Origin of the sequence: Alkalihalobacillus sp. FSL W8-0930 (assembly GCA_037965595.1) — a bacterium.
In the GTDB taxonomy this organism is placed as follows: domain Bacteria; phylum Bacillota; class Bacilli; order Bacillales; family Bacillaceae_D; genus Alkalicoccobacillus.
Genome location: CP150183.1, coordinates 2,875,563 through 2,899,933, shown reverse-complemented (window position 1 = coordinate 2,899,933; position 24,371 = coordinate 2,875,563). Strand labels below are relative to the sequence as shown.

Sequence of the window (24,371 nt, the reverse complement as noted above, 5' to 3'; positions counted from 1 at the left end):
CAAAGAGAGGAGGCTAGTAGTCATGTATATCCCGGCTAGAGAAAGGCAATTGTTAAAGCTTTTGTTTAATGAAAAAAGTCCACATGATCTGCATGAACTAGCCGCCTTCCTCGATGTAAGTACGAGAACCGTTCAACGTGATCTGAAGGGACTCGGCGGTATTTTAAATCAGTACAAACTCTCGTTAGAAAAAGACACAACAAAAAAAGGTTTTTATTTGCTTGGTGATGATCAGAACATTCAGCAATTAAAAGCTGATTTATCTTCTATGGAGCCAAGTGATTATACACCTGAGGAACGACAGCTGCTTTTACTTGTTGCTCTTCTAGAAAAGCAGGAACCAATCAAATTATTTACGCTTGCCGATGAACTGAATGTAACAGTTGCAACAGTCAGCCATGATTTGACGAAAGTCGAAGAATGGCTCTCTTCATTTCATTTAACATTAATCAGACGCAGGGGCTATGGAGTAGAAGTAGGGGGATCAGAGACTGACATTCGAAGGAGTTTAAGTAGTTTAATCACTGAAAACGTAAGTGAAAGCTCTTTTTATCAATCATTTCAGACTGAGTCTAGTGATCATGCACTATCTGAGTCCATTTCAGATCGCTTGCTCGGTATTGTTGATATGAAAAAGATTCAACTGGTGCAAGCGGCTGTTGAGGATCTTCGTACCCACTCAAATGGACAAATGGCTGATGTGTCTTATATTGGTCTCATTGTTCACCTTGCTCTCGCCATTGAACGAATTCAACAGGGTGAAAACGTGCAAATGGATGCGAATCAATTACATGCCCTCCAACAAGAAAATGTGTATCGTTTAGCAAACGAGTTGGCTCACTCATTGGAAAATCTATTTTCAATTACGATTCCTGAAGAAGAAATTGGTTACATTGTGATGCATCTACGTGGAGCAAAGATTCAACGTGAATATCATCTTTTTAACAACGAGGAGTATGCGGAGCTTTCCTATTATGCGGATCGAATGATTAAACAAATGGAAAGTAAGTTGAATGTCGTGTTCGACGATGAATCCTTATATCCAGGGCTCATCTCACATCTAGAACCGGCGTTATACCGAATGAATCATGGAATGAAAATTCATAACCCTTTACTTGAGCGGATTAAACAAAACGATGCATCCCTTTATGAAGCGGTTAAGAATGTATCTAAGAACGTATTTGATCCTTTATCCATACCGGAAGAAGAGATTGGGTTCCTGGTAATGCATTTTGGGTCAGCGATTGAACGTCAGAATCAGCATACACCGCTTAAAGCCATTGTTATTTGCTCTAGCGGAATTGGCTCCTCCAAGCTTTTAGCCAGTCGATTAGAGAAGGAATTTCCTGAAATCGAACAGATTGATCAAGTGTCTTTATTTGATTTTAATAAACAGGAAGCACGATTTTATGATTTAATCATTTCAACGATTCCCCTGCCACAAAATGAACCATATTTTTTAGTGAAGCCATTCTTATCAAAGGAAGAAACGGAACAAATCCGAAAACAAATTCAACTCATCGGGCAAAAACGACCGATTGTGAGTCGTTCTGCGCTTAAGCAAAAACGAGTGGAAACGAAACAGATCTCAGCTACTTTTTTTGAAGAGTTAGCGATGTTAAGTACTGATATTACGCAGATTTTAGATTCATTTTCATTGAATCCGGGTAAAGTAATGGACGAAGCTCTTGCACATCTTTGTACGGAGCTCGAGCAGTCTGGAAGCCTTGCAGATGCAGTACCCGTTTTTGAGGCTCTCCTGCAAAGGGAGCGGTTGGGTGGGCTTGGCATACCTGACACACATTTAGCGTTATTTCATACGCGAACAGAGCACGTGTTAAAGCCGGTCTTTACAATGATTCGACTAGATGCAGAAGAGCCACTTGCATCAATGGGTGATAAGCCTATTGTTGTAAAAAGAGTCATCTTAATGCTCGCCCCAAGTCATGCAAATCAGCAGCTGCTTGATTTACTTAGTAGCTTAAGTGTGATGCTTATCTCAAGTGAAGAGCACATGCAATTGATGCAAAATGGAGATGCGGGGGAGATTAAGAAGCTGCTTAGTCAACATTGTTTTGAATATATACAAAAGCTAGTACAAAAAGGAGTGCTTAAACCATGACAAATTCAATTCTGAAACAAGACAATATTGTAGTAGGCGCACAAGCAAAAACGAAAGAGGAAGCAATTGAGGAAGCAGGTACACTTCTGGCTGATCGTGGATACGTAACGAGTGAGTACGTAGCAAAAATGCACGAACGTGAAGAGTTAACTTCTACATTTATGGGGAACATGCTTGCAATCCCTCATGGAACAGAAGAGGCTAAAGGAGAAGTAAAGGAATCTGGAATTTCAATTCTTTTATATAACAATCCAATTGACTGGGATGGCAATGACGTTCGCATTGTCATTGGTATTGCTGGTAAAGGAAATGAGCACTTAGACATTCTTTCTAAAATTGCGATTGCATGTTCTGAAGAAGAAAATGTTGAGAAGCTGTTAGAGTCTAAGTCTTCTGAAGAAGTATTGTCGTTTTTCTCAGAGGTGAATGAATAATGAAGGCTGTTCATTTTGGAGCAGGAAATATTGGGCGCGGTTTTATCGGCGCCCTTTTAAATAGAGCAGGTTATGAAGTCATTTTTGCCGATGTAAATGAAGCTATTATTAATGAATTGAATGCACGTAACGAATATACGGTTACACTTGCTAGTGAGGAAGGTGGCAAGGAGCATATTACAGGTGTTCGTGGATTGAACAGTAATGAAGACGAAGCCGCTTTACTAGATGAAATTGCAACGGCTGATCTAATTACAACCGCAGTTGGACCAACAATCTTGAAATTTATCGCACCTGTTCTCGCAAAGGGTCTAACGCAGCGTTCTCCTGATGCGGGTCCTGTCGATGTAATCGCATGTGAAAATGCCATTCGCGCAACCTCCACTTTAGCGGAATACACAAAGGATCTATTATCTGAATCAGAGTGGGCTACAATTCTTGAAAAAACGGGATTTGCTGATGCGGCAGTTGATCGAATTGTCCCGAATCAGAAAAATGAAGATTTATTGGCTGTTTCAGTTGAGCCATTTTTTGAATGGGTGGTTGAAAAGACAACCCTTAAAGGCCATAATGCCTCAATTGAAGGAGTAACATATGTTGATGATTTAATTCCGTTCATTGAGCGCAAATTATTCACAGTAAATACAGGGCACGCATTAGCCGCTTACTTTGGCTATCAGAAAGGTCTTACGACGATTAAAGAAGCAATGGATGATAAAGAGGTTAAGCAAAAAGTGGTTGATGGATTAAATGAAACAAAGCTGGTGCTTGTTAATGAATACGGGTTTGATCAATCAGAGCATGAAGCGTACATCTTAAAAATTATTAATCGTTTTGAGAATCCGTACTTGTCCGATGATATTGTGCGAGTAGGTAGAGGACCGATTCGAAAATTAGGATTTAACGATCGTTTAGTGAAGCCAGCTAGAATGCTAATAGAGCAAGGTGACATGCCAACCACTCTAATCGAGGCAATAAAGGCAGCCTTACATTTTGATGTCGCTGATGACTCAGAAAGCCAGGAGCTTCAAAAGCTCTTAAAAGAAAAAGGCAAAAAAGAAACGTTATTACAAGTTACAGGTCTTGAGGAAAATCACCCATTAATTAAAGCATTACTATAAAGAAAAGCCTGACGCGTTGATCTATCAACGCGTCAGGCTTTTAATGTTAAATACTACTTAAAATAAACTTGTACTATGTCCCGGATGTAGACGGGCTTTTGGATCAATATATGCTTTCGCATTATTAACGGCTGTAGGTGCTTCACCAAAACCAGTAGCAATTAATTTGACTTTGCCATCATACGTACAAATGTCTCCAGCTCCGTAGATACCTTTGATATTTGTTTCCATCTTGGAATTCACAACGATGGAGTTCTTTTCAATTTCAAGACCCCATTCTTTGATTGGTCCTAGTGAGGAAACGAATCCGTAGTTTACGATTAGTGCGTCAACATCAATGGTTTGTTTATCTTCACCTTTTACCTCACTTAATTCTACCTGCGTAATGACTCCATTCTCACCGTTTAATCCAGTAATCTCATATGGAGTCATCACATTCACTTTCGACTCTTCAAGGAGCTGTACGCTATGCTCATGAGCACGGAATTTATCTCGACGGTGCACGATCGTCACTTCCTTAGCAAGTGGCTCAAGCATAAGTGACCAGTCAAGCGCGGAATCTCCTCCACCTAACACAACCACTCGTTTGCCTGCAAATGCGTTAAGGTCTTTAATGAAGTAATGAAGATTAGTCGATTCGTACGCTTCTGCTCCTTCTAATTGAAGGCGACGGGGTTGGAATGCACCAGCACCAGCAGTAATGATTATCGCTTTAGAATAATGAGTTTCTTTATCTGTTTCAATGATAAAAGTCTCATCTTCCTGTTTCGTAAGATGTTTAACAGCTTGTTCAAGAACAATATCAGGGTTAAATTGCTGCGCCTGAATGGTTAACTGTTCCACAAGATCCTGAGCCTTTACCTTAGGAAACCCTGCTACGTCGTATATATATTTTTCAGGATAAAGAGCTGAAAGCTGTCCGCCGAGCTGTGGCATGCTTTCTATGATTTTCACCTTTGCTTTTCGCATTCCCGCGTAAAAGGCAGCGAATAAACCAGTTGGCCCTCCTCCGATAATGGTAATGTCATATAACTCTTCTTGCTCTGACATACTATGGACACCTCCGAATTAATATCTGCCTTACCCATTATAGCTTTACTTCCTAGGAAAAACAAAGAATGAGAATCTTTTTCATTCATATTTTAATCATCTTTTTTATACGATAAGAAAGAGGGCATTCGAATGTCAGAAGATCTTTCATAAATCGCACGAAAAATGTTGAAAAGTCTAGAGAAAACACATATCATAGGATGTAGATAATTTGTGTCTATTTTTAGACGAAAGTATGTCTGTATACAAGTTCGTGAAATGGATCACAAAGTTTAGACTGACAAAAAATATATCAATGGACGTGATACTGTGAATAAGCCACATATTGTTATTCTTGGTGCTGGGTACGGTGGAATGATTACTGCAACAAGACTCCAAAAAAAAATGGGAGACAATGAAGCAAAAATTACACTAGTAAACAAGCATGACTACCACTATCAAACAACTTGGTTACATGAACCTGCAGCTGGAACGATGCAGCCGGAGCGAACAAGAATGCCAATCAATAGTGTAGTAGACTTCCGCAAAGTGAACTTTGTACAAGACGAAGTGGTTGAAATTAAAACTGAAGACAAAAAAGTTCTTTTAAAGGATGGCGAGTTAGACTATGACTACCTTGTAGTAGGACTCGGTGCAGAAGCAGAAACGTTTGGTGTTCCTGGCGTAAAGGAACATGCTTATAGTAAGTGGACAGTGAACGGTGCAAGACAAATTAAAGATCACATTGATAACTGTTTTGCAAAATACAACAATCAAGCGGAAAAAGAAGAAGGTCTCTTAACGTTTGTTGTAGCGGGAGCTGGATTCACAGGCATTGAGTTTATTGGAGAGTTATCTGAACGTGTACCTGAGCTTTGTAAACAATATGATATTGCGCGTGATAAAGTGAAGCTGTATGTTGTAGAAGCCGCTCCAACAGCTCTTCCAGGATTTGATCCTGAACTCGTTGAATATGCAATGAATTTACTTGAAAGCCGTGGAGTTGAATTCAAAATCAATACACCTATCAAGGAAGTTACAGCTTCTGGAGTGGTTGTTGGTGAAGGCGAAGAGATTAAAGCATCTACAGTAGTTTGGGCTACAGGAGTTCGTGGAAGCTCAATCATTGAACGCTCTGGTTTTGACAACATGCGTGGGCGTATTAAAGTTGAACCTGATCTTCGTGCACCAGGGCATGATAATATCTTTATTATTGGTGACTGTGCACTAATCATTAATGAAGAGATCAATCGTCCGTATCCACCAACTGCTCAAATTGCAATGCAGATGGCTGAAGTATGTGCAAGTAATCTTCAATCATTAGTAAATGGTGGTGGACAACTTAAAACCTTTAAGCCGGACATTAAAGGAACGGTTGCATCACTTGGAGGAAAAGAAGCAATTGGTGCAGTAGGCTCCCGTAAGTTATACGGCGGAACAGCTAACTTCATGAAAAAAATGATTGATAACCGCTACCTGTTTATGCTAGGTGGAGTGGGCCTTACCCTTAAAAAAGGGAAGAAGCCATTTTAATAAGTAATTATGTTTAATGAGAGCCTGGGACATAACTAAAGATCAACACGAAAATGGCGAGTGATTCTACAATCGAATCATTCGCCATTCGTGATTTTATTAAAACAAGCGAAGGATTCTCCTGTAGCGGATATTGTACTATGTTCATTTTTAGCTATCCACATCATTGTTATGTCTCATCCTCTTTCAATGTTTCTTTAAACATTGGATTGACGGTGTTTCATTCATTTATGTAAACTATAGAAGCAGACAAGGAGTGAGGAATGAATGAATATACCCCAGCTAGTAATTTCTATGCTGATCTTTTTAGTCATGTTTTTTGGAATCGGTTTCTTGTTAAATATGTTGCTTCGTTCAACGTGGTTGATGGCGTTTATCTATCCACTCGTTGTTCTTATTATTGTCAATCAAAGTCCGTTTGGAAGTTACTTAACACAACCGATTCTTGAGCTACAAAACTTAGGAAGTGCGTTAATTAACTTAAAAGTAGTCGACCATCTCGTCTTAACGTTTGGAATGGTTGGTTCCATTGTAGCTGGTATTGTGATTAAAATGTTACGTGTTAGAGGCTACCAAATGTTCTAATGGCTCCACTCTCTCTCATGAATACTTCTTCTATATTTTGGAGAAGCTGTTTTGTGAGAGGAGTGAATATTCTTGAATAGGCCAAAACGGCGTCATACAGGAATGAATACCATTCGAATCGTGATGAGCATTATGCTCGTTTGTGCCATATGGGCAACCTTCACAACTGTATCAGGAGTAGAAGCGAGTCAGGTGAACACGTGGTTTCAATCAGAGGTTATGAAGGCGAAAGACGTAACCCACAAAGCAAGTGAGTATCAACACAAACAGGTGTTTTTACAAGAGAAGACAATCCCTCGCTATGAGACTGCACATGCAACGCTATCAGAGAGGGTAGAGGCACACGTGCAGGGCGAGAAGGATCTTGATGAATCAGAAGATTGGTCTAAGTATCCAACGCATCACGTTGAAGCAACTGGCTATACAGCAGGGTACGAATCAACAGGTAAAGTTCCTGGTGATACAGCGTACGGTATTACATATTCAGGTGTACCCGTCACGCGAGATGTTTTTTCAACCATTGCTGCAGATACATCCGTTTTTCCAATAGGAACCGTTTTATATATTCCGGGATATGGATATGGTGTGGTAGCAGACACGGGCTCTGCGATCAAAGGAAACAAAATTGATCTGTATTACCAAACGGTGGATGATGTGTACGAGCGATGGGGCAAAAAAGATCTTGATGTCTTTATTGTTGAAGAGGGCTCAGGCTCGTTAAGTCAAGAAGAGCTCGACGCGATGAATGAGGATGAAGCGGTACAGGTATTCAGGGAACAAATTGATCCATAATAAAATAGAGACTAGCTTATTACGTCTTAAAACTGCCTTTGTCATCTAGTTGATGACAAAGGCAGTTTTTTAGTTATAGACACCAAAAGCAAATGATTCTGCGAATGAATCATCTGCTTTATTCATTGGAATGAGTGTGACTTAAAAAATCCAGTTATACAAACCTAATGTTAAGAAAATCCCAAGCAAGGCACCGAAGAACACTTCGATGGGCTGATGACCTAGAAGCTCTTTCAGTTTGTCTGAGTCTTCTTTTTTAGGCCAGGTTTTTACTTCATCAACTAGTTTGTTAAAGTCAGCGACCAGTTGATTTAAGACAGTAGCATGATATCCCGCATGACGTCTTACTCCTGTTGCATCAAACATAACAATAATTCCGAGGATGGCTGTTGCAGCAAATACGGGTGAATCAAGTCCAAGCTCAATGGCCACGGCAGTCGATAAGGCAGTCACTGCGGCGGAGTGAGAGCTAGGCATTCCTCCAGTACTTGTGAAGAGCTCGAAATTGAGTTTTCTAGTTGCAATAAAGGCAAGCGGAATTTTAATAAATTGAGCCGTAATGATCGCAATAAGTGCAGACCACAAAGGATAGTTCAAAAAGATCTCCATATTATCAATAACGTCCTTTCCAACGAAACAAACTCACGTAGCGAATACCGTTATTATATCATAGTCAACCTACAGATAAAAAAGATAGTCATCATACATTTAAGCTGTTTTTCGGCAAAATATGTTATACTAGTGTAATAATGAGGAGGGATTTGTTTGTATACACAAGCGGGACAGTTTTCAAAGGAAACGACACATGACGTGCTAGTTGTGGGTCTGTCAAAAAACGGTCATCTTGATTCAGGAGCGGCCGCAGTAAATTCGATCATTAATGGACAATTAGACGAACTAAAGAAGCAGGGATTGCTTTCTACAGATAAAGGTGAGCTACGCTCCTTTTTTACATTTGGGCAAGCAAATACACCTACCATTCTGACACTTGGTCTAGGATCTAAGGATGACTTAACTCAAGAAGACATTCGAGAGCTTGCTGGTAAGATTGGAAAAAAAGTAAAAGCTGATCGTGTAACAAATCTAGCTATTAGCCTTGACGCGTTTACTAACGATTCACTTTCTACTGAAGAATTGGCTTTCCTTTTTGGTGAAGGTTTAGCATTAAGTACATATGAAGTCGTTGATTATAAAGAAAAGTCAAATAAGCCTGATAAACAGCTTGAATCGATTACGTTCTACACAGAATCAGAGGTTCAGCTTGTTGAGGCTGCCAAACAAGGAAATGCGTACGCAACAGGAGCGAACTATACGAGAACGCTTGTGAATACGCCTGCGAACCTGTTAACACCAACTGATCTTGCAGGTGAAGCAGAGCAGCTTGCTGACAAATATGGCTTTAAGCTTGAAGTACTTGAAGAGGAAGATATGAAGCGTCTTGGAATGGGGGCACTACTTGCAGTAACAGCAGGAAGTGATCAACCTGCCAAGCTCATCGTGTTAACGTATCAAGGAACAGATAAATGGGAGAACGCAATTGGTCTCGTTGGAAAAGGAATTACCTTTGATGCAGGTGGGATTTCACTAAAGCCAGCAGCAGGTATGCATGAGATGAAGATGGACATGGGTGGCGCAGGTGCAGTACTTGGCGCAATGGAATCCATTGGACAACTTAAGCCGAATGTAAATGTTGTTGCGGTTATTCCTTCAGCTGAAAATCTAATCAATGGTTCTTCATTGAAACCAGGTGATGTGGTTCGTGCAATGACAGGGAAAACGATTGAAATCCGTAATACAGATGCGGAAGGTCGTTTGATCTTGGCCGATGCTGTGGCTTATGCACGCCAGCTTGGGGTAGATTACCTTGTTGACGTTGCAACCTTAACAGGAGCGGTCATTGTTGCGCTTGGTGATTATACAACAGGTGCTATTACAAATAATGATGCGTGGATGAAAAAGGTTACCGCAGCTTCTGAGGCAGCGGGTGAGTGGATCTGGCAATTACCTAACCATAAGCCATATAAGAAGATGCTAGCAACCAGTAACGTGGCAGACTTAAATAACGCGCCAGGACGTGCAGGCGGAAGTATCACTGCAGGATTATTCATCGGTGAATTTGTTGAGAATACACCATGGGTTCATTTAGATATTGCAGGTACTGCATGGCAGGACAAAGCAACAGCGAACGGACCAGCCGGGGCAACAGGGGCAATGGCTCGTACGTTAACACGTCTAGTTGTTTCTCACTCATAACAGACAAAAGGCCAATGGACATGGAGTCCATTGGCCTTTTTGTTTTTACATGACTTACTTCACTGCATCTTTTAATTGTTTTCCTGCTTTAAATGCTGGAGTTTTTGTTGCGGCAATGCTAATTTCTTCACCCGTTTGCGGATTACGTCCTTTACGTGCAGCACGTTCTCTTACTTCAAAGTTTCCGAAACCAATTAATTGGACGGTTTCTCCTTTTTCAAGTGTTTCAGAAATAATGTCAAAAGCCGCTTGTATAGCTGAGCCTGCATCCTTCTTTGTTAGCTCCGAACGTTCAGCTACAGCTTGAATAAGTTCTGATTTGTTCATGTATGGACAACTCCTTTTGTCTAGGTTAAGACCTGCTACCATCGTTACCTAATTAAGCGCGTCCTATACATCATCTTAAAAAAATCTTACACAAATCGTTTTCGTTGATAAATGACGGCGTTGATTTGGCCACCCAGAACGAGCATAATGCCTGTGATGAAGAACCAAAGCATCAGGATAATCACACCACCAAGACTGCCATATGTGGCAGAGTAATTGGCGAAGTTACTGATATACAATGAGAAGAAAAACGAGACAAGCTGCCAACCAATTGTGGCAACAATAGCTCCAATCAATACATCTTTTACTTTCAAACGCACATTTGGAGCAATCCAATAGATTAAAGTAACAAGTAAAATCATGAAGATGATCCCTATTGGGTAACGTAAGAAATTTAACAAACTAGCCGTTGAGTTTGGCATCGCTAAATACGTTTCTAAGAAGTTGATAATGACATTACCAAACACAGGCATGATTAGTGTAATCACAATGGTCACAATCATTCCGATCGTTAAAAGGATGGATAAAAGGCGCATCTTCACAAAGTTACGTGTTTCTTCTAAATCATACGAGCGGTTGATCGCACGGATTAAGGCATTTAATCCATTTGAGGCAGACCAGATGGTTGCTAGGATACCAAATGATAATAAGCCACCAGATGGCTCGTTTACCGTTTCAATAATGGTTTCTGAGAATAATGAACCAATCTCCTCAGGCAAATAATCGCCGATAAACCCTTCAATAACATTTGAATCTAAATTAAAGAATGGAATAATAGCCAGCAGAAAAATGATCAGTGGAAAAATAGATAGCATAAAGTAATAGGCAAGTGTTGCCGACCAATCCGGGATAGGGTCGGTCTTTAGCTTAGTGATAAGCTGCTTTGAAAATGTCTTTTCTCTTTTGCGCATATACATCATCCTCAATGATTAAAGTTTAGATGAATTCTTTGAATTAAATCCCCTTCTTTCTCTTAGTCTAAACTCCTGTATAATAAAAAGCGGAAAATCATTTAGAAAGGAAGGGGTATTATGCTTTACAAAGCCAAGGAACCAAAATTCTTATGGATTGTCCTCTTACTCTTATCGTTAACCTATGCATTCTATCAAGATACTGCACTCCGAATTGTATTTCTTATCCTAGCTGTAGTATTTGTTTTGGTGCTGTTTTCTTCATACACACTAAAAATTGAAGAAGAATGGCTTATCTTTTCGTGTTATGTGCTTGGCTTAAAACTGTTTCAAAGGAAGGTGCAGGCCGCTTCAATTAAACAAATCCTTCTTATCAAAAATGAACGCCAAACGATTGTATTAGTCCAAATAACAAACAGCATACGATTAAAGCTTCATCGGTTTAAACCAGTTACATACATAGAAGACATTCAAGACTTTGCAGAAAAGAATTCTATTCCAGTAAAAGAGCAGAACTTCCTTAAACAAGGCAAGTGACATTCAAGTGGATTCCAGATATACTGATCAAATAATGCTAAAGGAGTGAGTAGCTTGCCAACAGTAGAAAGCTTTGAATTAGACCATACCATCGTAAGCGCCCCTTTCGTACGTCCATGCGGAACGATTAAGGTTGGATCAGACGGAGAGGTTCGGAAGTTTGACATTCGTTTTATACAGCCGAATAAAGGAGCAATGAAGCCAGACGTGATCCATACAATGGAGCATTTGCTTGCTTTAAACATTCGTCGTTTTGCTGAACCACATAACCATTTTGATGTAGTCGATTTATCACCAATGGGTTGCCAAACAGGCTTTTACCTTATTATGCACGGAACTCCGACAGTTGATGACATTATTGATGTGTTAGAAGAGACAATGAAGTATTCAATCGAGATTGATGAAGTGCCAGCTGCAACGGAAAAGCAATGTGGCCAAGCGAAGCTGCATGATCTGGTAGGTGCGAAAAAATTAATGAAGTATTGGTTGAGTCAAGATAAAGCCACGTTACGGGAGATTTATTAAAAAAGAGACCAGGACATAACTAAAATCAATAAGAAAATGGCGAATGATTCAACTATTGAATCATTCGCCATTTGTATTTTTAATAAAACGAGCGGAGGGCTTCTCCTATAGCGGATTCGTTCTTATATTCCTGTTTTTTGTGTTTTATGATTCATCCTCTTCAACAATGTCGTCTGTAGTATTTCCTTTAAACGTTAGACGCGAGGACGGGGTAATGCTGCTTTTAAGTACATCTCGGATTAGATGCATGGCTTCTTCGTTAGCAGATGTTGTGTTAGAGGCTGTGCAATCCTCAGGAACATAGATCTTGTAGTCACGCATGTATGCATCATTCGCTGTGAAATGCACGCACATATTTCCGGCAACCCCTGTTAAAATCACTGTCTCCACCATAAGATGCTCAAGTAGTAAATGAAGTGGAGTCGCAAAGAAACCTGAGAATTTAGGCTTCAGTACAAAATAATCTTCATCAGCAGGTTTGAGTAGTTCAGTGATGGGCCTTCCTTTTTTATCCTCATCTATAATAAACCCTACAATTTCTTTAAAGTCGGATTGCCATCTTCCATAATTATCATTCACATAAATTGTGGGAATCCCTGCATCTTTTGTTCTTCTTTTTAAATCTGCAATCTGTTTTGCGCAAGGGAGCGCGTGTTCATACAATTGATCTGCATCTTCAAAATCCATTGCGTTAATCATATCAATAATGACTAGTGCTGTTTTATTTTTAGACTTAGATGTCTTCTCGATGGGTAACACCTCCATTGTGATAAAAGAACGAAAAGAATGGTAAAAAAGAATGTTCGGCAAATGTGTCCACTATGTTATGATAGACGAAATATAGAGATTACATCCTTGGGTGGGAAGGGGACATCATAATGGATCAAAAAGCAATTGAAATCCTTCAAATTATCGAATCAAATGGCCGAGTAGAAATACCAATCTTAGCTAAGATGGTAGAGGCCACAGAAGAAGAAGTAAAGCAATATCTCCTTCAACTGGAAAAGGAACGAATTATTCTTAGTTATTCAGCTGTTATTGACTGGACTAAAGTCCGCAACCAAGAAGGTGTAACAGCCGTTATAGATGTGAAAGTCACACCAAAACGTGGGGTTGGTTTTGATGAAGTAGCTGAACGAATTTACCGCTTCCCAGAAGTTCAGGCATTGTATTTGATGTCTGGCGCGTATGACTTGTCAGTTGTCATTGAAAGCAAAACGATGTCTGAAAGTGCTCGTTTTGTTTCAGAGAAGCTTTCAACAATCGATTCAGTCATTTCCACAACAACACATTTCCAATTGAAAAAGTATAAGCATGATGGAGTTGTATTTGCTGAACCTGATCAAGATCGCCGTATGGTGGTGTCTCCATGAGTCCAATCAGCTTAAACCGAACTTCTAGGTTATCAGATCGAGTACAGGAAATTCCACCGTCAGGCATTCGTCGTTTCTTTGACTTAGCATCAACAATGGAGAACGTGGTTTCTCTTGGTGTAGGTGAACCTGACTTTACCACACCGTGGAAAATACGAGAAGCGAGCATCTCATCACTTGAAAGAGGATTCACGTCTTATTCTGCAAATGCTGGCGTTCCTAAGCTGCGCCGTGCTATTTGTGATTATATGGAAACACGTTTCTCTGTTTCCTACGACCCAGATACCGAAGTGTTGGTGACAGTAGGAGCTAGTGAAGCCATTGATATTGGTATGCGTGCGATTTTAAATCCTGGTGATGAGGTCATTATTGTTGAACCTACCTTTGTTTCTTATCGTTCACTTGTGTCTATGGCTGGTGGTGTCCCTGTTCCTATCAGGACAGGCATTGAAGATCAGTTTAAAGTGACACCTGAGCAAATCAAACAAGCAATCACACCGAGAACAAAGGCTTTAATGATTTGTTTTCCGAACAATCCAACTGGCTCAACAATAGGTCGAGAAGACTTAAAGCAAATCGCGAAGCTTTGTGAGGAGCATAACCTACTCGTCTTTTCTGATGAGATCTATGCCGAGCTATCTTATGATGAACCACACGTAAGTATTGCAGAGCTCGATGGGATGAAGGACCGAACCATTTTGATTTCTGGTTTTTCAAAATCATTTGCGATGACTGGATGGAGATTAGGGTTTGTTATGGCACCGCCGGATATTCTTGCTGCAATGCTTAAAATTCATCAGTATACATTAATGTGTGCACCAACAATGGCTCAATATGGAGCCATTGAAGCGCTGGAAAATGGGATGGAAGATGTAGAACAAATGCGTAATTCTTATCGCCAAAGAAGAAACTATCTAGTGAAGACATTCGCTGAAATTGGTCTGTCTTGTCATTCGCCAGGAGGCGCATTTTATGCGTTCCCTTCTATTCAGAATACAGGATTCACTTCAGAAGAGTTTGCAGAGAAGCTGCTTCTTGAAGAACGGGTAGCCGTTGTGCCTGGCCATGTATTTGGTGAAGGTGGAGAAGGATATATCCGATGCTCTTATGCTACATCTATGGAGCAGTTACAAGAAGCAATGACTAGAATGGGTCGTTTTTTAACAAAATATGCATAAGACGTATGAAGCTGCTTATTGGCTGAGCCAATAAGTGGTTTCTTCATGTGTAGAAACGGATACGATAGAAGTAGGGAGTTGATTAAATATGCTTCAAAAAGTGAAACAAGATAATCCACTGATTCATTGCATGACCAATATGGTTGTGACAACATATACAGCAAATGGGCTTCTCGCTTTAGGTGCATCTCCTGTTATGGCGTATGCGAAGGAAGAAGTAGGAGATATGGCGCGGGTGGCCGGAGCTTTATTATTGAATATCGGTACACCGTCAAACGAACTAATCGATGCGATGATCATAGCAGGGAAAGCAGCGAATCAAGCTGGGAAGCCTGTAGTTCTTGATCCAGTGGGAGCAGGTGCAACACCCTATCGCACAGAAATTTGTCAACGAATCTTAACAGAAGTTGATGTGACAATAGTCAGAGGAAATGCTGGAGAGCTTTCGGCTCTTGTTGGGGCGGAAGGTGTAGTGAAAGGTGTCGATGGTTCGTCAGATGGTGATAAGGAAGCGATTGCTAAACAAGTCGCAACCTCTTTCTCATGTATAGCCGTGTTAACAGGAGAAGTGGACGTTATTACGGACGGAACAGAAACATTCATGGTCTCAAATGGCCATCAATGGTTAACCAAGGTAGTTGGGACCGGATGCTTACTTGGCGGAGTAGTAGCTGCTTTTGCTGCAACGGCAGACAAATCTGACTATACAAAAGCTTGTGCACATGCTGTTTCTTATTATGGTGTGGCTGCAGAGAAAGCGTTTGATAGAGCTAGTGAAGATGGCTATGGTTCATTTGGACAAACCTTTATTGATCAATTAGGATTAGTATCAGGCGAAGAGGCTTTAAACTTACAACGAATTGAAACGAAAAAATAGATAAACGAAAGTGTGGCAACGAAAATGAGTACACGTTTTACCTTTCAGGATTTGCCTGATTTTTTGCAACAGTCATTAAAGGACATGAACATCACTGAACCTACAGATATTCAGGAGAAAATGATTCCTGAGGCCATGGATGGTCAAAGTTTGATTGCTCGCTCACAGACGGGCACGGGCAAAACAATGGCCTATCTCCTGCCTATTTTAAGTAAGCTCGACCCATCAAAAAAGGCGATCCAGGGTATTATTCTCGCACCTACTCAAGAACTTGCTATGCAAATTGTTGGGGTAGCAAAGCAGCTTATAGGGGACGAGCCGTTTGATATAGGCGCTTTTATTGGCGGAGCGAACGTGAACCGTCAAATCGAAAAGCTAAAAAAACAAAAACCGCATTTAGTAGTAGGTACTCCTGGTCGTTTGCTTGAGCTTATGCAAATGAAAAAGCTGAAAGTAAACGATGTAGCAACTGTTACGGTAGACGAAGCGGATCGTATGCTTGCTGAGAAGTCCTCGTGGGACGCGGTATCTGAAATCTCTAAACGTATCGGACGAGATAAGCAGTTTTTATTTGTGTCAGCGACGATACCAGAGAATCTTACAGAGAAAACAGCTTTATTTGCCCCGTTTACAGTTCAGATCGAAGCTTCAGGTGAACTTGTGAATAATGAGAATGTGACTCATATGTATCTTGAATGTGAAGCCAGGGACAAAATTGATACAGTTCGCAAATTGGTTCATGCAGAAGAGATTGAAAAAGGAATTGTTTTTGTGAACCAATTAGAACGTTTGGCAGAAACAACAGAGAAGCTAAAGTACAGAGGAATCAAAGCGGCAGCATTGTCTTCAGACCATACAAAACAAGAGCGAGAGAATGTGTTAAGGGAATTTAGGCAAGGTGATCTGCACATTTTAGTGGCAACTGATCTAGCTGCACGTGGGCTTGATGTAGAAGATGTTACACATATCATTCAATTAGATGCACCGGCTGAGGCAGATTCATATTTGCACAGAGCAGGAAGAACAGGTCGAGTGGGTAAAGCTGGTCAGGTCATTACATTACTTGAGAAACATCAAGGCTATAAAATTGGACAGCTAGAGCGCGATTTGAAGCTTACTCCAGAGAAAGTTTTTCTAAGAAAAGGTCGACTGGAGAAGGATTTAAAGGTTTAACGACGAACCGTTGCGTTTATACGATGAAAAAGGCGAATATTCAATTGGAGCTTATTGAATCGTTTTTTGCATAAATTCAAAACCTATGTTAAAATCAAAAGGTTAAAAAATAGTTGGGAGATGTATGTGCATGGCTAATTATGAAGTAGGAAGTATCATCGAAGGAAAAATCACAGGTATTAAGCCTTTTGGTGCTTTCGTTGCAATTGACGAGCAAAAACAAGGATTAGTACACATTTCGGAGGTGGCTCACGGTTTTGTTAAGGACATCAATGATGTTCTTACAGTTGGAGATGAAGTGAAAGTTAAAGTTATCTCTGTTGATGAGAACTCTGGAAAAATTTCTTTATCAATCCGTGCGACACAAGAAGCACCAGCTCGTCCAGCGAGCAAACCACGTCCAAGCGGCGGTGGCGGTAACTTTGGTGGCGGATCTCGTAAGCCACAACAACAGCAACAAAAGCAACAAGGCTTCAACACACTTGAAGACAAGCTTAAAGAATGGTTAAAGCAATCTAACGAGATCCAAGCTGATCTTAACAAACGTGCAAAAAAATAAGCTTTAATCTACAAAGAGCTTCTGCGGTTAAACGCAGGGGCTTTTTTTTGATGCCGATAAAAATAGGGTTGAGACAAAACTAAAAACCAATTAAAAAACGGCGAATGATTCTACGATCGAATCATTCGCCATTTGTGTTTTCGGATTATATATTAAGACGAGCGGAAGGAGAACCCGAGACTCCTACGGAACAGAACGCGGTGAAGACACTGTAGCGGCGCTTTATCCGCGAAAGGGGCTGAGGCCGTTCCCGTGGAAAGCGAGGGATTCTCCTGAAGCGGATTTATTGCTATATTCGTGTTTTGCCACCCACATTAACGTTATGTTCCACCCTCATCCATGTATCCATTAACGTTCTGTTTCAGGAATTCGTTCAATTTCTGCGTCGGGCTTAAATAAAATAGAAATACAATATAGCCCGGCTAAGCCAACAAGTGCATAGATCACTCTTGAAAAGCCAGCTGCTTGACCGCCAAATAGGGCAGCGACTAAGTCAAATCGGAAAAAACCAATAAGTCCCCAGTTGATTGCTCCAATAATAGCTAGTACAAGAGCAGTACGTTGAATGCCACTCACATCAATCACCTCCGTTGTTGTAGGATTTGCACAACCGTCGATGTGAGGGTGTGCTTCTGTGTTAGGTTGAGATAGTAAGGATAAAATTATGCATCCGCATGAGTACTTCTCAAAATGGTGGGTCACACTATGCTTGGAGCAAGTTTCTTTACATACGTAAAAGAACTGATTAGGATTATCTGTAGAAAGAAGGAGGCAATCATTCATGGAAACATTTACGTTTTATAATCCAACAAAATTAATTTATGGCATTGACCAAACAGACGAGCTTGCTTCTCACCTACCAAAGGACGCAAAGATTCTGCTTGTGTATGGTGGCGGGAGCGTGAAGAAGAATGGTTTATATGATAAAACCATTGCCCAGCTTGAAAAAGCAGGAGCAACGGTAACAGAGCTTGCAGGAATTGAACCCAATCCTCGCTTAAAGACAGTACGTCGTGGCATCGAGCTTTGCCTAGAGAATGATATTGACTTCATTCTTGCTGTAGGCGGTGGTAGTGTTATTGACGCAACAAAAGCAATCGCAGTTGGCGCGAAGTTCGATGGAGATATCTGGGATATTATCACTAAGAAAGAGACAGCTACAGGTGCCCTTCCTTTTGGAAGTATTTTAACACTAGCTGCAACAGGCTCTGAGATGAACGCAGGATCTGTTATTACAAACTGGGATACAAATGAGAAAATTGGGTGGGGTAGTCCTTACTCGTTCCCAACATTCTCGATCCTAGATCCTAAAAACACAGTGTCTGTTCCGAGAGACCAAACGGTGTACGGTATGGTTGATATGATGAGCCATGTACTTGAAGCTTATTTTAACCGTGTGGATAATACGCCGCTTCAAGATCGCATTTGTGAATCTATTTTAACAACAGTCATCGAAACAGCTCCAAAACTTCTAGATGACTTAGACAATTTAGAGCACCGTGGAACGATTCTTTATTGTGGAACAATGGCTCTTAATGGAGTGACTCAAATGGGAGCAAGAGGAGACTGGGGTTCTCATAATATTGAGCATGCCGTTTCTGCTGTATCTGATATTCCTCATGCAGGTGGATTGGCTATTATCTTCCCTCATTGGTTACGTAACAGCATTGATGATAATCCAAAACCTCACGTTCAGCTTGCAACACGAGTATTTGGTGTAGATCCTGAAGGGAAAACCGATCAGGAAGTTGCCGAAGAAGGAATTCAAAAGCTTAGTGAATTCTGGACAAGCTTAGGCGCTCCTAACCGTTTGGCTGACTACGACATTGATGAATCTCAGGTTGATCGTATGGCGGGTATTGCAGCAGCAAATGGTGAATTTGGTCGTTACAGAGTACTCGACAAAGAAAAAACAGCTAAAATCTTAACAGACGCATTGTAGAAACGATGGCGGGAACCTATTCCCGCCGTTTCTACCAATTGTTGTTCTTGTCTTTTATACTGGTGTTCGGTAAAGTAATGATAGGTACATATTAGTTTGTAAGGGAGGTTCTTCAAAAATGGAGAACGTATCATTTCAGTATTCACAAGCATTATCTTTCTTTGATGAACAAGAAGTTAAGAATTTAGCCCCAGCCGTTGAGGCAGCACATCATTCCTTACATAATGGAACAGGTGTAGGAAACGATTATTTAGGGTGGATTGATCTACCTGTTAACTACGACAAAGAAGAGTTTGCTCGAATTGAAAAAGCAGCTGAGAAAATTCGTCAAGACTCTGACGTTCTACTTGTAGTTGGAATTGGTGGTTCTTACTTAGGAGCACGCGCAGCGATTGAGGCACTGACGCATAGCTTCTACAATACGCTCTCTTCAGAAGATCGTAAAACTCCACAAATCTTTTTTGTTGGTCAAAACATTAGCTCTACTTATGTAAAAGACTTGTTTGATGTCCTTGGTGACAAAGATGTTTCTGTTAACGTTATTTCAAAATCTGGAACAACAACAGAGCCGGCTATCGCCTTCCGTATTTTCCGTGAGTTCCTTGAACAAAAATACGGAAAAACAGAAGCACGCAAACGCATCTATGCAACAACAGATAGCAAACGAGGTGCACTTAAAACATTAGCGACTGAAGAAGGCTACGAGTCATTCGTAATCCCAGATGATGTCGGTGGACGTTTCTCTGTTTTAACAGCTGTTGGACTCTTACCAATTGCCGTAAGCGGATTAAACATTCAGTCCATGATGGAGGGTGCTGCTGCAGCAAGAACAGCTTATAGCAACCCGAACCTAGAAGAGAACGAGGCGTATCAATACGCAGCCATTCGTAACCTTCTTTATAACAAAGGAAAAACAACAGAGCTTTTTGTAAACTACGAGCCGGCTCTACACTTTGTATCTGAATGGTGGAAGCAGCTATTTGGTGAAAGTGAAGGAAAAGACCAAAAAGGATTGTTCCCGGCATCTGTTGACTTCTCAACAGATCTACATTCCATGGGTCAATACGTTCAAGATGGTCGTCGCAACATTTTTGAAACAATTCTAAATGTACAATCAGTACGCGAGGAAATCGTTATCGAGAAAGCCGAAACAGATCTTGATGGCCTAAATTATATCTCAGGTCAAACGATGGACTTTGTTAATAAAAAAGCATTCCAAGGAACGATGCTTGCTCACACAGATGGTGGCGTGCCTAACCTTGTAGTGAATATCCCTGAGTTAAATGAATATCATTTTGGATACCTTGTTTATTTCTTCGAGAAAGCGTGTGGAATTAGCGGCTATCTATTAGGAGTAAATCCATTTAACCAGCCAGGAGTTGAAGATTACAAACGCAACATGTTTGCACTCCTTGGTAAAAAAGGATATGAGAAAGAAAAAGAAGAACTAGAAAAACGTCTTTAAGACTAATCTAAAAAACGACAAGCTGCGGTTTACGTAGCTTGTCGTTTTTATTTAATTGTTCTATTAATCCTTGTCCTTATTTCTTGAAAATAATACGGTTCCGACTACTCCAATGGCAATACCTATGCCAATTCCAAGTGCAATATTATCTGTGAAAATACCTATGAGCATCCCCACGACTAGTCCTACAACGATTCCGAGTCCTTCAGCATTCTTAAACATCTTGGTGTAACCCCTTCTTCATAAAGTATTGATTAAGACTAGTGTACACCAATTAAATCGCACAATCTAATTTGTGTGGATTACGTAAAAAACATGTGTAAGAAAATGAAATCGGGGAATAGTGATATCAACGGTAACTAAAAGTGGGAGTGGGACATAATGATTAAACAACATGATCTTACTATGTTCACTAGTGAGTTAAAAAAGCTAAGATCAGAATACCATCATACAAGCTGTGTTGTACTAAAAGCGTGTATCCGAGAAGATATTCGTTTTTTAGAAGGTATATGCTCGCGAGACCAATTACTCGTAAAATAATGACTGAACTTAGCTTATAGAGAGTAAAGCTACTCTCTTCTACATAGCATTCTTATTAATCATTCTCTTCTTTCAATTCCTCATCACATAAATGACTCCTTTTTAGAGATACTATAGCCAAACGTAAAAAAAGGAGCGGACTATTTTGATTCCATTGCAATCTGCCATTATAGGAGAGACGTATAAATTAGGTTTTCTTGAAGAACAACTCAAGCCAAAAGGGTATACGATCGGAAGTAACTGGGATTATGACCATGGATATTTTGATTATACGATTGACCAGAATAGCGGGTACACAGTGTTGCGAATACCATTTCATACAAGGTATGGAGAGGTAGGAGAACGAGGGACCACTGTTACGTTAGACACCCCATTTATTCTCGCTCACGAATATCAAGAGGATCTTGACGATTATGCAACAAGTGGGTCAGTGCCGCTACAGGTGAGTGGCGTAGTGAACCAATTCTCTGAACCAACAAACAAGGACGGAGAAGTCGACGAGAAATATATACCCACTGCACAGAATCTGTTAAAAGAAGTAGAGTCTCTTCTACTCCCTTAACAATTGTTTTGTGTGTCCCTAACTGGTAAACTGACGAAAAAGCAGAATGGGGAACGCAATGAATACAGCAATCATCTTTGGGGTAGCCATCTTTTTAGGCTGGATCATTTTAGACGTAGTGAAATACCGAACGATAAATGCGGCCACAGTCATCACATCGGTCATAGCTGGACTGACTGGTGCCGTTTTCTGGTATCTCTTAGATCTATTCTTTTAAAAGACAAATACCTGAGTCCACAGAAAATGGGGCTCAGGTATTTGTTTCGTTTTGCCATTCATTTCGTAAGCTACGACGGTATCTTGGCGGTCTTGTTCGTATAAACGGAAGGACAATCATGACGATTAGAGAAATGGAAGCGGACACATAAAGGGTCAGTAATCCATTAACCGTTTGATAAAGGATGAGGTCTTTTATCGTCAATGCAAATGCAACAAACAACCCGGCGATAAACCCATCTAATAGTCGATTACTTGTTATGGTCAAGGTGTGCCTCCTATGTAGTTATGTTTAGTGGTCTATACCCTACTACTTGAAGACAAAACATAAGACTGCATACTATTTGCGTTTTTTATGCGTTTAAACGGGTAATGATAAAGTAAAAAAACGGGAGGGAATGTGTGATGGCTGACAAAGTAAAGATTGAAGAAGATATCCAATCACTAATTGAAGAAGGGGTCACAACAAAAGTCGGTGTAGCGGAGAGAATCATTGAATCTAGACGAATAGAATCATTTGAAGTGTACGAAATCATTGACGAAATGGTAAACGCAGGCCAGCTTAAAAAGGAAAATGAGACAGTGGGAGACTTTGAATTAAAGCGTTCTAATGGATAAAAATAAGACCGGCACCCTGTATGGATTTAGGTGTCGGCCTTTCACTATTAATTGAAATAAGAGTTCGCTTCATTTGTATCATCAAAATGAAGAAATTGTTTAATTCCTTCCTCAGGTGAATAAAGAATGCCTAGGTATCCATCATAGGCTTTAAACACATCGAGCATATCAGTTGAGTCTTCGTCCGTGTATGTTTGTTCGATCTCAAACACACCCGTCACTTCATCAAGATACGTTGTATAATTCATTCCTATGTAAAAGACAGCCTCAAGTTCATTAACCGAAAAGGTGACTTCATTCTCTTCACTCTTGTCTTCTTCGGTTTCCACTGACGCTACATCCTCAATGTCCGTTGAATCCTCTGTCTGCTTTTCCTCTGTTACTGTCTCAACTACCTGTGTTTCTTCTACTTCACTTGCGTCAGCACCTACCTGATCTGGCGCTCCAGATGTTCCATTACAGGCAGCTAATAATAAGCAACCAATGATTCCAAAACCTATCCATGTGTATTTCATCAAATTCCTCCAAATAGTTAAATCTAGTTCAATGTTACTATGATATAGGAAGTGGAACAAGGGTTGAAACGTAAAGAGAGTATTAAATTAAACATGTTCAAAACAAAAAAACCTTGATTTCTCAAGGTTTTTAGTAGATGGAGCCAAGGGGGCTCGAACCCCTGACCTCCACGCTGCCAGCGTGGCGCTCTCCCAGCTGAGCTATGACCCCATTATAAAATAGTATGTATCGGTCAAAAACTATTCTACATGGAGATGAGTGAAAGATCAAGTTTTTTCTTAAAGAAGAAGGGTAAGTATAAATAAAAAGACGATTTATTAAACTAACTTAAATAAATACTTGACTTACATTCGGGCGCTCCTATAGTATGAAAATATGAAAGCGTTATCAATAGGAGATGTTGCTGAGTGGAGCTACATACCAAGCTAGCTGTTGTTACAGGAGCCGGCAAAGGGATTGGTCAAGCAATTGCTCAATTATTTGCTGAAGCTGGAGCCATTGTCATACTTGCTACAAAAGATAAACAAGAAGGGACCGATGCAGAAAAAAAACTTAGAGAAGCAGGACATGAAGCCTATTTTTATCAGACAGATGTTGAGCAGGAACAAAGCATCATTGAGTTATTTCAATGGGTGAAACGATCGTTTGGGTTTGTAGACGTTTTAGTTAACAATGCTGGGATTACATTGTTTAAGCCGATCGATAGAGCAACGATTGAAGACTGGAACTCCGTGCTCAATATTGATCTACGTGGAACCTATCTTTGCTCAAAATATGCTGTGCCTCTTATGCGTAATCGAACAAGTGCTAGCATTATCAATATATCGTCCAACCATGCCATGCAGACTTTGCCTGACGCAGAATTATATGCAGCAGCTAAAGGCGGAGTAAATGCGATGACCAGGAGTATGGCGTTAAGCTTAGGTGAAAAAGGGATTAGGGTAAATGCGATTTGTCCTGGTTTTACAGATACACCACATTATCAAAGATGGCTAACAGAAAGTCAGAATCCGTTGACAGATTCAACTGTGCGAGCACTTCATGCGACTAACCAAGTGGCAGAACCTAAGGACATTGCAGAGCTAGCATTATTTCTTGCAAAAGAAGAATCACGACAAATTACAGGTGAATGCATTCAAATTGATGGTGGTTTGTCAGTAAGACTTTATTAACCAACTACAAA

At 40.4% G+C, this 24,371-nt stretch carries 31 protein-coding genes and 1 tRNA gene; 21 read left to right on the top strand and 11 right to left on the bottom strand.

The features are described from left to right. The first annotated feature begins 22 nt into the window (after positions 1–22). The 3 genes from NSQ54_15325 to NSQ54_15315 are packed head-to-tail and all read left to right on the top strand — an operon-like array spanning position 23 to position 3,677. On the top strand, positions 23–2,122 hold the full coding sequence (locus tag NSQ54_15325; protein WYP25679.1) for a BglG family transcription antiterminator: 2,100 nt from the start codon (positions 23–25) through the stop codon (positions 2,120–2,122). Continuing rightward, positions 2,119–2,556 (top strand): PTS sugar transporter subunit IIA, encoded by a 438-nt coding sequence (locus NSQ54_15320; GenBank protein WYP25678.1) that lies wholly within the window; start codon positions 2,119–2,121, stop codon positions 2,554–2,556. The genes NSQ54_15325 and NSQ54_15320 overlap by 4 nt, the downstream gene beginning before the upstream one ends. Next, positions 2,556–3,677, top strand: a complete 1,122-nt coding sequence (locus tag NSQ54_15315; GenBank protein ID WYP25677.1) for a mannitol-1-phosphate 5-dehydrogenase — start codon at positions 2,556–2,558, stop codon at positions 3,675–3,677. Before NSQ54_15320 ends, NSQ54_15315 begins: the two co-directional genes overlap by 1 nt. Positions 3,678–3,734: 57 nt before the next feature. Here NSQ54_15315 and NSQ54_15310 read toward each other — a convergent pair whose 3' ends face one another. Continuing rightward, positions 3,735–4,727, bottom strand: a complete 993-nt coding sequence (locus NSQ54_15310; protein WYP25676.1) for an NAD(P)/FAD-dependent oxidoreductase — start codon at positions 4,725–4,727, stop codon at positions 3,735–3,737. A gap of 309 nt (positions 4,728–5,036) precedes the next feature. On the opposite strand from NSQ54_15310, the gene NSQ54_15305 reads away from it, so the two are divergent. After that, complete coding sequence (locus NSQ54_15305) at positions 5,037–6,239, top strand: NAD(P)/FAD-dependent oxidoreductase (GenBank protein WYP25675.1); 1,203 nt, start codon at positions 5,037–5,039, stop codon at positions 6,237–6,239. A gap of 13 nt (positions 6,240–6,252) precedes the next feature. On the opposite strand, the gene NSQ54_15300 is transcribed toward NSQ54_15305, so the two are convergent. Further along, positions 6,253–6,387 (bottom strand): hypothetical protein, encoded by a 135-nt coding sequence (locus NSQ54_15300; GenBank protein ID WYP25674.1) that lies wholly within the window; start codon positions 6,385–6,387, stop codon positions 6,253–6,255. Between the two features lie 119 nt (positions 6,388–6,506). On the opposite strand from NSQ54_15300, the gene NSQ54_15295 reads away from it, so the two are divergent. Both NSQ54_15295 and NSQ54_15290 read left to right on the top strand, forming a co-directional pair. Further along, positions 6,507–6,824: a YuiB family protein gene (locus NSQ54_15295; GenBank protein ID WYP25673.1), complete on the top strand. Its 318-nt coding sequence runs from the start codon at positions 6,507–6,509 to the stop codon at positions 6,822–6,824. A 72-nt stretch (positions 6,825–6,896) separates the two neighbouring features. Next, on the top strand, positions 6,897–7,616 hold the full coding sequence (locus NSQ54_15290) for a 3D domain-containing protein (GenBank protein WYP25672.1): 720 nt from the start codon (positions 6,897–6,899) through the stop codon (positions 7,614–7,616). A gap of 141 nt (positions 7,617–7,757) precedes the next feature. Here NSQ54_15290 and NSQ54_15285 read toward each other — a convergent pair whose 3' ends face one another. Further along, complete coding sequence (locus NSQ54_15285; GenBank protein ID WYP25671.1) at positions 7,758–8,225, bottom strand: divergent PAP2 family protein; 468 nt, start codon at positions 8,223–8,225, stop codon at positions 7,758–7,760. 156 nt (positions 8,226–8,381) lie between these two features. On the opposite strand from NSQ54_15285, the gene NSQ54_15280 reads away from it, so the two are divergent. After that, positions 8,382–9,869 carry a leucyl aminopeptidase gene (locus tag NSQ54_15280; protein WYP25670.1) on the top strand — a complete coding sequence of 496 codons (1,488 nt, stop codon included), beginning with the start codon at positions 8,382–8,384 and terminating at the stop codon, positions 9,867–9,869. Positions 9,870–9,923: 54 nt separating this feature from the next. On the opposite strand, the gene NSQ54_15275 is transcribed toward NSQ54_15280, so the two are convergent. After that, positions 9,924–10,196, bottom strand: a complete 273-nt coding sequence (locus tag NSQ54_15275; protein ID WYP25669.1) for an HU family DNA-binding protein — start codon at positions 10,194–10,196, stop codon at positions 9,924–9,926. Positions 10,197–10,282: 86 nt separating this feature from the next. After that, positions 10,283–11,107: a YihY/virulence factor BrkB family protein gene (locus NSQ54_15270; GenBank protein WYP25668.1), complete on the bottom strand. Its 825-nt coding sequence runs from the start codon at positions 11,105–11,107 to the stop codon at positions 10,283–10,285. A 120-nt stretch (positions 11,108–11,227) separates the two neighbouring features. Between NSQ54_15270 and NSQ54_15265 the strand changes: the two genes are divergently transcribed. Together NSQ54_15265 and NSQ54_15260 are read left to right on the top strand one after the other, a co-directional pair. Beyond that, positions 11,228–11,644 (top strand): hypothetical protein, encoded by a 417-nt coding sequence (locus NSQ54_15265; GenBank protein WYP25667.1) that lies wholly within the window; start codon positions 11,228–11,230, stop codon positions 11,642–11,644. Positions 11,645–11,698: 54 nt separating this feature from the next. Further along, positions 11,699–12,169: an S-ribosylhomocysteine lyase gene (locus NSQ54_15260; GenBank protein WYP25666.1), complete on the top strand. Its 471-nt coding sequence runs from the start codon at positions 11,699–11,701 to the stop codon at positions 12,167–12,169. A 144-nt stretch (positions 12,170–12,313) separates the two neighbouring features. Here the strand turns inward: NSQ54_15260 and NSQ54_15255 are convergent, their stop codons facing one another. Further along, positions 12,314–12,979, bottom strand: coding sequence for an isochorismatase family cysteine hydrolase (locus NSQ54_15255; protein ID WYP25665.1), 666 nt, complete (start codon positions 12,977–12,979; stop codon positions 12,314–12,316). A 68-nt stretch (positions 12,980–13,047) separates the two neighbouring features. Between NSQ54_15255 and NSQ54_15250 the strand changes: the two genes are divergently transcribed. The 5 genes from NSQ54_15250 (at position 13,048) to yugI (ending at position 17,329) form a co-directional block, all read left to right on the top strand. Next, positions 13,048–13,542 (top strand): Lrp/AsnC family transcriptional regulator, encoded by a 495-nt coding sequence (locus tag NSQ54_15250; GenBank protein ID WYP25664.1) that lies wholly within the window; start codon positions 13,048–13,050, stop codon positions 13,540–13,542. Further along, positions 13,539–14,720 carry an aminotransferase gene (locus NSQ54_15245; GenBank protein WYP25663.1) on the top strand — a complete coding sequence of 394 codons (1,182 nt, stop codon included), beginning with the start codon at positions 13,539–13,541 and terminating at the stop codon, positions 14,718–14,720. The genes NSQ54_15250 and NSQ54_15245 overlap by 4 nt, the downstream gene beginning before the upstream one ends. A gap of 88 nt (positions 14,721–14,808) precedes the next feature. Continuing rightward, a complete protein-coding gene (gene thiM, locus NSQ54_15240) occupies positions 14,809–15,597 on the top strand; it encodes a hydroxyethylthiazole kinase (GenBank protein WYP25662.1) in 789 nt (262 codons plus the stop codon). A gap of 24 nt (positions 15,598–15,621) precedes the next feature. After that, positions 15,622–16,770: a DEAD/DEAH box helicase gene (locus tag NSQ54_15235; protein WYP25661.1), complete on the top strand. Its 1,149-nt coding sequence runs from the start codon at positions 15,622–15,624 to the stop codon at positions 16,768–16,770. 130 nt (positions 16,771–16,900) lie between these two features. Beyond that, the gene (gene yugI, locus NSQ54_15230) at positions 16,901–17,329 is read left to right on the top strand and encodes a S1 domain-containing post-transcriptional regulator GSP13 (GenBank protein WYP25660.1); all 429 of its coding nucleotides are present in this window, start codon (positions 16,901–16,903) and stop codon (positions 17,327–17,329) included. Between the two features lie 348 nt (positions 17,330–17,677). On the opposite strand, the gene NSQ54_15225 is transcribed toward yugI, so the two are convergent. Next, positions 17,678–17,905 (bottom strand): DUF378 domain-containing protein, encoded by a 228-nt coding sequence (locus tag NSQ54_15225; protein WYP25659.1) that lies wholly within the window; start codon positions 17,903–17,905, stop codon positions 17,678–17,680. A 205-nt stretch (positions 17,906–18,110) separates the two neighbouring features. On the opposite strand from NSQ54_15225, the gene NSQ54_15220 reads away from it, so the two are divergent. Next, on the top strand, positions 18,111–19,271 hold the full coding sequence (locus NSQ54_15220) for an iron-containing alcohol dehydrogenase (protein WYP25658.1): 1,161 nt from the start codon (positions 18,111–18,113) through the stop codon (positions 19,269–19,271). A gap of 118 nt (positions 19,272–19,389) precedes the next feature. Beyond that, the gene (locus NSQ54_15215) at positions 19,390–20,736 is read left to right on the top strand and encodes a glucose-6-phosphate isomerase (protein WYP25657.1); all 1,347 of its coding nucleotides are present in this window, start codon (positions 19,390–19,392) and stop codon (positions 20,734–20,736) included. A gap of 63 nt (positions 20,737–20,799) precedes the next feature. Here the strand turns inward: NSQ54_15215 and NSQ54_15210 are convergent, their stop codons facing one another. Further along, positions 20,800–20,958, bottom strand: coding sequence for a septum formation initiator (locus NSQ54_15210; GenBank protein ID WYP25656.1), 159 nt, complete (start codon positions 20,956–20,958; stop codon positions 20,800–20,802). A gap of 159 nt (positions 20,959–21,117) precedes the next feature. Between NSQ54_15210 and NSQ54_15205 the strand changes: the two genes are divergently transcribed. The 3 genes from NSQ54_15205 to NSQ54_15195 all read left to right on the top strand — a co-directional run bounded on the left by NSQ54_15205 (position 21,118) and on the right by NSQ54_15195 (position 22,055). Beyond that, positions 21,118–21,276 (top strand): hypothetical protein, encoded by a 159-nt coding sequence (locus NSQ54_15205; protein ID WYP25655.1) that lies wholly within the window; start codon positions 21,118–21,120, stop codon positions 21,274–21,276. 145 nt (positions 21,277–21,421) lie between these two features. Beyond that, positions 21,422–21,838, top strand: a complete 417-nt coding sequence (locus NSQ54_15200) for a YugN-like family protein (GenBank protein ID WYP25654.1) — start codon at positions 21,422–21,424, stop codon at positions 21,836–21,838. A 58-nt stretch (positions 21,839–21,896) separates the two neighbouring features. Then, positions 21,897–22,055, top strand: coding sequence for a hypothetical protein (locus NSQ54_15195; GenBank protein WYP25653.1), 159 nt, complete (start codon positions 21,897–21,899; stop codon positions 22,053–22,055). A 33-nt stretch (positions 22,056–22,088) separates the two neighbouring features. On the opposite strand, the gene NSQ54_15190 is transcribed toward NSQ54_15195, so the two are convergent. Continuing rightward, positions 22,089–22,322, bottom strand: coding sequence for a hypothetical protein (locus tag NSQ54_15190; protein WYP25652.1), 234 nt, complete (start codon positions 22,320–22,322; stop codon positions 22,089–22,091). 137 nt (positions 22,323–22,459) lie between these two features. On the opposite strand from NSQ54_15190, the gene NSQ54_15185 reads away from it, so the two are divergent. After that, positions 22,460–22,672, top strand: a complete 213-nt coding sequence (locus NSQ54_15185) for a hypothetical protein (GenBank protein WYP25651.1) — start codon at positions 22,460–22,462, stop codon at positions 22,670–22,672. Positions 22,673–22,719: 47 nt separating this feature from the next. On the opposite strand, the gene NSQ54_15180 is transcribed toward NSQ54_15185, so the two are convergent. Then, positions 22,720–23,187, bottom strand: a complete 468-nt coding sequence (locus tag NSQ54_15180) for a hypothetical protein (protein ID WYP25650.1) — start codon at positions 23,185–23,187, stop codon at positions 22,720–22,722. Between the two features lie 138 nt (positions 23,188–23,325). Continuing rightward, positions 23,326–23,398, bottom strand: a tRNA-Ala gene (locus NSQ54_15175). A 197-nt stretch (positions 23,399–23,595) separates the two neighbouring features. Here NSQ54_15175 and NSQ54_15170 point away from each other — a divergent pair. Beyond that, the gene (locus NSQ54_15170) at positions 23,596–24,360 is read left to right on the top strand and encodes an SDR family oxidoreductase (protein WYP25649.1); all 765 of its coding nucleotides are present in this window, start codon (positions 23,596–23,598) and stop codon (positions 24,358–24,360) included. Positions 24,361–24,371 lie beyond the last annotated feature (11 nt).

Excerpts from the sequence above, each read along its gene's own strand:
- NSQ54_15325 (WYP25679.1), top strand. The coding sequence starts at position 23 with ATGTATATCCCGGCTAGAGAAAGGCAATTGTTAAAGCTTTTGTTTAAT.
- NSQ54_15320 (WYP25678.1), top strand. The coding sequence starts at position 2,119 with ATGACAAATTCAATTCTGAAACAAGACAATATTGTAGTAGGCGCACAA.
- NSQ54_15315 (WYP25677.1), top strand. The coding sequence starts at position 2,556 with ATGAAGGCTGTTCATTTTGGAGCAGGAAATATTGGGCGCGGTTTTATC.
- NSQ54_15310 (WYP25676.1), bottom strand. The coding sequence starts at position 4,727 with ATGTCAGAGCAAGAAGAGTTATATGACATTACCATTATCGGAGGAGGG.
- NSQ54_15300 (WYP25674.1), bottom strand. The coding sequence starts at position 6,387 with ATGAACATAGTACAATATCCGCTACAGGAGAATCCTTCGCTTGTTTTA.
- NSQ54_15295 (WYP25673.1), top strand. The coding sequence starts at position 6,507 with ATGAATATACCCCAGCTAGTAATTTCTATGCTGATCTTTTTAGTCATG.
- NSQ54_15285 (WYP25671.1), bottom strand. The coding sequence starts at position 8,225 with ATGGAGATCTTTTTGAACTATCCTTTGTGGTCTGCACTTATTGCGATC.
- NSQ54_15275 (WYP25669.1), bottom strand. The coding sequence starts at position 10,196 with ATGAACAAATCAGAACTTATTCAAGCTGTAGCTGAACGTTCGGAGCTA.
- NSQ54_15270 (WYP25668.1), bottom strand. The coding sequence starts at position 11,107 with ATGCGCAAAAGAGAAAAGACATTTTCAAAGCAGCTTATCACTAAGCTA.
- NSQ54_15265 (WYP25667.1), top strand. The coding sequence starts at position 11,228 with ATGCTTTACAAAGCCAAGGAACCAAAATTCTTATGGATTGTCCTCTTA.
- NSQ54_15250 (WYP25664.1), top strand. The coding sequence starts at position 13,048 with ATGGATCAAAAAGCAATTGAAATCCTTCAAATTATCGAATCAAATGGC.
- NSQ54_15245 (WYP25663.1), top strand. The coding sequence starts at position 13,539 with ATGAGTCCAATCAGCTTAAACCGAACTTCTAGGTTATCAGATCGAGTA.
- thiM (WYP25662.1), top strand. The coding sequence starts at position 14,809 with ATGCTTCAAAAAGTGAAACAAGATAATCCACTGATTCATTGCATGACC.
- NSQ54_15235 (WYP25661.1), top strand. The coding sequence starts at position 15,622 with ATGAGTACACGTTTTACCTTTCAGGATTTGCCTGATTTTTTGCAACAG.
- yugI (WYP25660.1), top strand. The coding sequence starts at position 16,901 with ATGGCTAATTATGAAGTAGGAAGTATCATCGAAGGAAAAATCACAGGT.
- NSQ54_15220 (WYP25658.1), top strand. The coding sequence starts at position 18,111 with ATGGAAACATTTACGTTTTATAATCCAACAAAATTAATTTATGGCATT.
- NSQ54_15215 (WYP25657.1), top strand. The coding sequence starts at position 19,390 with ATGGAGAACGTATCATTTCAGTATTCACAAGCATTATCTTTCTTTGAT.
- NSQ54_15210 (WYP25656.1), bottom strand. The coding sequence starts at position 20,958 with ATGTTTAAGAATGCTGAAGGACTCGGAATCGTTGTAGGACTAGTCGTG.
- NSQ54_15205 (WYP25655.1), top strand. The coding sequence starts at position 21,118 with ATGATTAAACAACATGATCTTACTATGTTCACTAGTGAGTTAAAAAAG.
- NSQ54_15195 (WYP25653.1), top strand. The coding sequence starts at position 21,897 with ATGAATACAGCAATCATCTTTGGGGTAGCCATCTTTTTAGGCTGGATC.
- NSQ54_15185 (WYP25651.1), top strand. The coding sequence starts at position 22,460 with ATGGCTGACAAAGTAAAGATTGAAGAAGATATCCAATCACTAATTGAA.
- NSQ54_15180 (WYP25650.1), bottom strand. The coding sequence starts at position 23,187 with ATGAAATACACATGGATAGGTTTTGGAATCATTGGTTGCTTATTATTA.